At 55.3% G+C, this 3,806-nt stretch carries 2 rRNA genes; both read right to left on the bottom strand.

Going from position 1 to position 3,806, the window contains the following annotated elements:
- Positions 1-1,678, bottom strand: a 23S ribosomal RNA gene (locus AC2W7K_RS18015); the annotation flags it as partial.
- Positions 1,679-2,077: 399 nt separating this feature from the next.
- A 16S ribosomal RNA gene (locus AC2W7K_RS18010) occupies positions 2,078-3,607 on the bottom strand.
- Between the last annotated feature and the right edge of the window lie 199 nt (positions 3,608-3,806).

Raw genomic sequence — 3,806 nt, 5'->3', positions numbered from 1 at the left:
ACCTTAGACCACGACAACCATCGCGTGGCCTGGCTACCTTTCTGCGTCACACCTCACGCTGACCGACTCCACACTCAGGTCCTCGCCCACAATGCCAACCAGGCACCCGAAGGCACCACGGGCACGCGGGGGAGTTAGTGTCATGTGTTTTGGTATTGTCGGTTGTGTGTCGGTACCAGAATATCAACTGGTTGTCCATCGACTACGCCTGTCGGCCTCGCCTTAGGTCCCGACTTACCCAGGGCGGATTAGCCTAGCCCTGGAACCCTTGGTCATCCGGTGGACGGGTTTCTCACCCGTCTTTCGCTACTCATGCCTGCATTCTCACTCGTGACGCCTCCACCACTCGTTCACACGGCGACTTCACTGGCGACACGACGCTCCCCTACCCAACACCACACCATTACGGCTATCTGTGGTGCTGCCACAACTTCGGCGGTGTACTTAGCCCCGCTACATTATCGGCGCTCAATCACTTGACCAGTGAGCTATTACGCACTCTTTCAAGGGTGGCTGCTTCTAAGCCAACCTCCTGGTTGTCTTCGCAACTGAACATCCTTTCCCACTCAGCACACGCTTAGGGGCCTTAGTTGATGGTCTGGGCTGTTTCCCTCTCGACAATGAAGCTTATCCCCCACTGTCTCACTGCCACGCTGAACCTTACCGGCATTCGGAGTTTAGTTGACGTCAGTAACCCGGTGGGGCCCATCAGCCATCCAGTAGCTCTACCTCCGGCAAGAACCACGCAACGCTGCACCTAAATGCATTTCGGGGAGAACCAGCTATCACAGAGTTTGATTGGCCTTTCACCCCTAACCACAGGTCATCCCCTCCATTTTCAACTGAAGTGGGTGCGGGCCTCCACAACATCTTACTGCTGCTTCACCCTGCCCATGGCTAGATCACTCCGCTTCGGGTCTAGGACACGCGACTGATATCGCCCTGTTCGGACTCGCTTTCGCTACGGCTACCCCACACGGGTTAACCTCGCCACGCACCGCTAACTCGCAGGCTCATTCTTCAAAAGGCACGCCATCACCACAACCAAGGTGGCTCTGACGGATTGTAAGCACATGGTTTCAGGTACTCTTTCACTCCCCTCCCGGGGTACTTTTCACCATTCCCTCACGGTACTGATCCGCTATCGGTCATCAGGAAGTATTTAGCCTTACCAGGTGGTCCTGGCAGATTCACACGGAATTCCACGAGTTCCGTGCTACTCGGGGACATGCATCACACCGGGGTGACCTGTTTCGTCTACGGGACTCTCACCCACTGCGGTCCTGTTTCCCACCAGGTTCGACTACAGATCACACACATCAGCGTCTCGGTCATGCTGAACCGAACACACACACCCCACAACACCCAAACAGCAACACCAGCACGCTCTCACACTGTCAGGGTTTAGGCTCATCCAGTTTCGCTCGCCACTACTCCCGGAATCATTCTTATTTTCTCTTCCTACGGGTACTGAGATGTTTCACTTCCCCGCGTTCCCTCCACACACCCTATATATTCAGGTGCGGGTCACCACACTCACGTGTGGCGGGGTTTCCCCATTCGGACATCCTCGGATCACAGCCCGTTTATCGGCTCCCCGAGGCTTATCGCAGATTTCCACGTCCTTCATCGGCTCCTGATGCCAAGGCATCCACCATGCGCTCTTACACACTCACACACCACCCCAACAGGGTTGGTTGATGTTCGTGTGCGCGAAAATATCACACTAAGAATTTTTGACTCAAAGAAAATCACACTACACACCAGCCAAAAGGCTGATGCTTGATGCTCGCGTCCACTATACGATTCTCAAACCACTACCAAACACCACCCCACACCAGGCAGCAGTACTGCCAGCAGCGGGTTGGGTTGGGGCCTGTGGAACCACATGTTGTGATTCCAGGACCCAACAGCGTGCCTGTCCTATCCGCCACCCATCCCACCGTCACCCGAGGCACATGACCCCGACAACGCTGGTTGGACGAGCGAAAAAAATGTGATGTTCCACCCTTGAGCAACCCACCCGAACCACGATCGGGTCCAGTTGGTGGGCACCATTAATTGGTGTGCTCCTTAGAAAGGAGGTGATCCAGCCGCACCTTCCGGTACGGCTACCTTGTTACGACTTAGTCCCAATCACCAGTCCCACCTTAGACGGCCCCCTCCAGAAAACTGGTTAGGCCACCGGCTTCGGGTGTTACCGACTTTCGTGACTTGACGGGCGGTGTGTACAAGGCCCGGGAACGTATTCACCGCAGCGTTGCTGATCTGCGATTACTAGCGACTCCGACTTCACGTAGTCGAATTGCAGACTACGATCCGAACTGAGACTGGCTTTAAGGGATTCGCTGACCCTCACGGGTTCGCTTCTCTTTGTACCAGCCATTGTAGCATGCGTGAAGCCCAAGACATAAAGGGCATGATGATTTGACGTCATCCCCACCTTCCTCCGAGTTGACCCCGGCAGTCTCCTATGAGTTCCCACCATCACGTGCTGGCAACATAGAACGAGGGTTGCGCTCGTTGCGGGACTTAACCCAACATCTCACGACACGAGCTGACGACAACCATGCACCACCTGTACACCAACCCCAAAGGGGAAGACCTGTTTCCAAGCCGGTCTGGTGTATGTCAAGCCTTGGTAAGGTTCTTCGCGTTGCATCGAATTAATCCGCATGCTCCGCCGCTTGTGCGGGCCCCCGTCAATTCCTTTGAGTTTTAGCCTTGCGACCGTACTCCCCAGGCGGGGCACTTAATGCGTTAGCTACGGCGCGGAGAACGTGGAATGTCCCCCACACCTAGTGCCCAACGTTTACGGCATGGACTACCAGGGTATCTAATCCTGTTCGCTCCCCATGCTTTCGCTCCTCAGTGTCAGTTACAGCCCAGAGTCCCGCCTTCGCCACCGGTGTTCCTCCTGATATCTGCGCATTTCACCGCTACACCAGGAATTCCAGACTCCCCTACTGCACTCTAGTCAGCCCGTACCCACTGCACGCGCAACGTTAAGCGTTGCGTTTCCACAGCAGACGTGACCAACCACCTACGAGCTCTTTACGCCCAATAATTCCGGACAACGCTCGTACCCTACGTATTACCGCGGCTGCTGGCACGTAGTTAGCCGGTACTTCTTCTGCAGGTACCGTCACTTTCGCTTCTTCCCTGCTGAAAGCGGTTTACAACCCGAAGGCCGTCATCCCGCACGCTGCGTCGCTGCATCAGGGTTTCCCCCATTGTGCAATATTCCCCACTGCTGCCTCCCGTAGGAGTCTGGGCCGTGTCTCAGTCCCAGTGTGGCCGGTCGCCCTCTCAGGCCGGCTACCCGTCGTCGTCTTGGTGAGCCATTACCTCACCAACAAACTGATAGGCCGCGAGCCCATCCCCAACCGAAAAAAAACTTTCCACCCACCCTCATGCGAGGACAGGTCATATCCGGTATTAGACCCAGTTTCCCGGGCTTATCCCGAAGTCAGGGGCAGGTTACTCACGTGTTACTCACCCGTTCGCCACTCATCCACCCCAGCAAGCTGGGGCTTCAGCGTTCGACTTGCATGTGTTAAGCACGCAGCCAGCGTTCGTCCTGAGCCAGGATCAAACTCTCCATAAAAACTTCTTTACTTCAGTGATCCCGGCAAGACAGTCACCACGCCCACGGGGGTGGACACAGTGACCCATACCACCACAACCCAGGCAATGGGTCATGGTGTGGTTGTCTTACCAGAAAAAATTTTCTGGCATCACATTGTTCAAACAAACACGCTATTGGATTCTCAAACCACAAACACACACCCAACCATCACACGAAA

The organism is Brevibacterium sp. LAARM2_SD2, from assembly GCF_057364785.1.
This window is presented reverse-complemented; position numbering and strand designations above follow the sequence as displayed.